The 2,704-nt window shown below is 59.5% G+C and carries 3 protein-coding genes; 2 read left to right on the top strand and 1 reads right to left on the bottom strand.

Annotation, left to right across the window (positions count from 1 at the left end; all coding sequences use genetic code 11):
* Positions 1-123: 123 nt before the first annotated feature.
* A complete protein-coding gene (locus tag OKC28_RS05560; RefSeq protein WP_270688040.1) occupies positions 124-342 on the top strand; it encodes a DUF6500 family protein in 219 nt (72 codons plus the stop codon).
* An 83-nt stretch (positions 343-425) separates the two neighbouring features.
* Here the strand turns inward: OKC28_RS05560 and OKC28_RS05565 are convergent, their stop codons facing one another.
* Positions 426-1,853, bottom strand: coding sequence for a PepSY-associated TM helix domain-containing protein (locus OKC28_RS05565; RefSeq protein ID WP_270688042.1), 1,428 nt, complete (start codon positions 1,851-1,853; stop codon positions 426-428).
* A 302-nt stretch (positions 1,854-2,155) separates the two neighbouring features.
* On the opposite strand from OKC28_RS05565, the gene OKC28_RS05570 reads away from it, so the two are divergent.
* Positions 2,156-2,524 carry a hypothetical protein gene (locus tag OKC28_RS05570; protein ID WP_373967699.1) on the top strand — a complete coding sequence of 123 codons (369 nt, stop codon included), beginning with the start codon at positions 2,156-2,158 and terminating at the stop codon, positions 2,522-2,524.
* Positions 2,525-2,704: the final 180 nt, after the last annotated feature.

Below are 2,704 nucleotides of genomic sequence, written 5' to 3' on the forward strand. Positions count from 1 at the left end.
CCCGATGCAGTACATCGGGGGTTCTGAGTGGAGAAATGCTAGCCGAAAATGTGTAAACCTATTTCAGGACTAGACACTGACGCGACTTGTTGGCACGTCACCAGTCAGACAGGAGAACGGCTTATGCGCGAGTCACTCAAACAGAAAATCAGCCAGGTTTGCCGCCAGAAAATAGCGCAGAAGGGGGAGACGGTCGGGCTCTCTTTTTATGCGTTTTTCGCCAACAGAAATGACGACCCCGACTTGCTGATGGAGGCGGCGACCTGGTGGATCCAGACTCACAGACTCGACCATTTCGAGAAGGCCAGAAAGATCCTCCAGTTGGTCGAGGGGAGCAAGTAGGACAGGGATGAAACAAGCAGGGCTCCAAGAAGGAGCCCTGCCTGCATATGGCGTTGTCACCCCGTCGTTCGGGTGAGTGACACTCAGCTGGCTTGGGCCAATCTGGGGGCCCGGCGGGAGAAGAAGAGGCTGTCCAGCAGCCAGATGACCAGCATGGAAGCGCCCACCAGCGGGAAGGCGATACCGAGCAGGATCAGCAGGGCGATGGCACCGCGCATGGGGGGCAATTTGGCAGGCAGCGGCGGGGCGGCGAGACGCCCCTGCGGGCGGCGGCTCCACCAGATCCAGAGGCCGCTTACCGAGCTCAGCAGCACCATCAGACAGATGACCAGCATGACGAGCTGATGTGGCCAGCCGTAGAGTTTGCCCATGTGCAACATGACGCCGGTTTCCACCGTCTTGGCGACCGGGCCGTAATCCTGCCAGCGCACGTCGGCCAGTACCTTGCCGCTGTACTGATCGATATGCAAGGTGGCATCGTTGCGCGGATCGTCGGCGAACAGGGCTATGGTGTAGACGCCGCTCTCACCGACCGGTGGTGTGATGCTGTAACCCGGGCTGACCTGACGTGCCTGTGCGATCTCCACCACCTGTTGCAGTGGAATGCGGTGGCTGGCCATGACAATGTCATCCTGCTCGCCGCCCTGGTGCATGGCGCTGTGATCATGACGCTTGGCTGCTGGCTGTGAACTCGGCATCGGCATCGTCTCCACCGCCCAGGGCACAGTCTGTTCATGGGAATGGTTGAGGTTGCGGACGAGAGGGGCTGATTTGGGGACTTCGTTCCACATGGCGGCGGGGAAGCGATTCCATAGGTCGGCGAATTGAGCTCCCCAGAATCCGGTCCAGGTCATGCCGCTCAGCAGCAGCAACAGCAGGAAGCCCGCGCCCCAGAATCCGACCACGGCGTGCAGATCGCGCCACCAGAGGCGTCCTCGCTGGTTCAGCCGTGGCCACAGGATACCGCCGACCCCTGGGCCCTTGCGCGGCCACCAGAGATAGAGGCCGCTGACAAGCAGCACTATGCCCCAGCCGGCGGCCAGCTCGATCAGCCGATCCCCTGTGGTGCCGAGCAGCAGATCGGCATGCAGGGCGCGAGCCACCGCCTGCAAGTTCCACTTGTTGTCCATGGTGCCGAGCAGGGTGCCGCTGACAGGATCCATAAACAGGGTGAGCTCATTGCCTTGCTGCGTGACGATAAACTGAGCGCTGGTATCCGGCGCGGCCGGTGGCAGGTATTTGCTCAGGTTGGCGTCCGGCATGGTGGCCCGTGCCTTGGCCCAGAGGGCATCGGCGCCAAGGGGCTTGCCCGGCAGTTGATCGGTGCTCAGGATGTGGGCGGCGGGAGGCACCTTCATCAGCTCGGGATAGAGCAAATTGTCGAGCTGGGGTTTGAACAGATAAACGATCCCTGTCAGTGAGAGCAGGATCAGGAAGGGGGCGACGAAGAGGCCGGCGTAGAAGTGCCAGCGCCAGATCCGCTTGTAATGGCTCGAGGCCCTGTTTTTCATCTCTGATCCTTGCGCTAATGACCAACGTTTCTGCTGGTGGAATGTTTGTGGCGGCGCGGATGATAACAGCAACGTTTTGTTAACTGCAACAGAACATGATGGGCTCGCTCTGGGAGTGATACAGAGCGTCAGCGTGAGGATCGGGGAGTCAAAAGGTGGCGTAGTCGGCGTCAGGGTGCTGGATGTAGCATGGACTTTTTGTAGATAAATCCTTACCTTGTTGCAACATCCGACTGTGCTGGCACAGTGAAAATCCATGGAAGGAGGCGGACGTGACGTTACAAGCACACGGTCATTTCAAGATGCAGCGGCAGGGACAGGTGCTGATCTGTCAGCCGAGTGGTCCCTTCAATCTGATGGGGGCCATGGCCTATGAGTCAGCCTTCAGCCAGCAGTTCGCCCAGTTGCGTGATGCGCCCTGGGGAATCGTCGAGGTAGCAACCGAATTTGAGGCAGCAGGGCCAGAGGTACTGGCCCGTTTTCGTCGCCAGTTCGGCTGGTGCGCCGCCAACGGCTGCGCCTTTCTGGCTGTAGTGCTGGCGGGGAACTTCAAGCAATACCTGGCAGATCAGATATTCCACGACCTGCCGTTTCAGGAGGTTCGCTACTTCGGGCAGACTGACGAGGCGCTTCACTGGCTTAAGCAGCAGCTGGCCGCGAAACCGGCTTAGGTCTGCTTAGCTAAGATTGATAAACCATTTATCCCGCTCGTCGACGCAGTCGGGCTCTCCCATCTCGAATTCGCGGCAGATAAGCGGGCGAACTTCGTAGAAGCGGCACATCGTTGAGAGTGCGATCCAGCGCTGCTTGCTATCCCTTGGTCAACTCAGATTGATAAACCATTTATCCCG

This window comes from Aeromonas sp. D3, assembly GCF_027705025.1.
Lineage (GTDB): Bacteria > Pseudomonadota > Gammaproteobacteria > Enterobacterales > Aeromonadaceae > Aeromonas > Aeromonas salmonicida.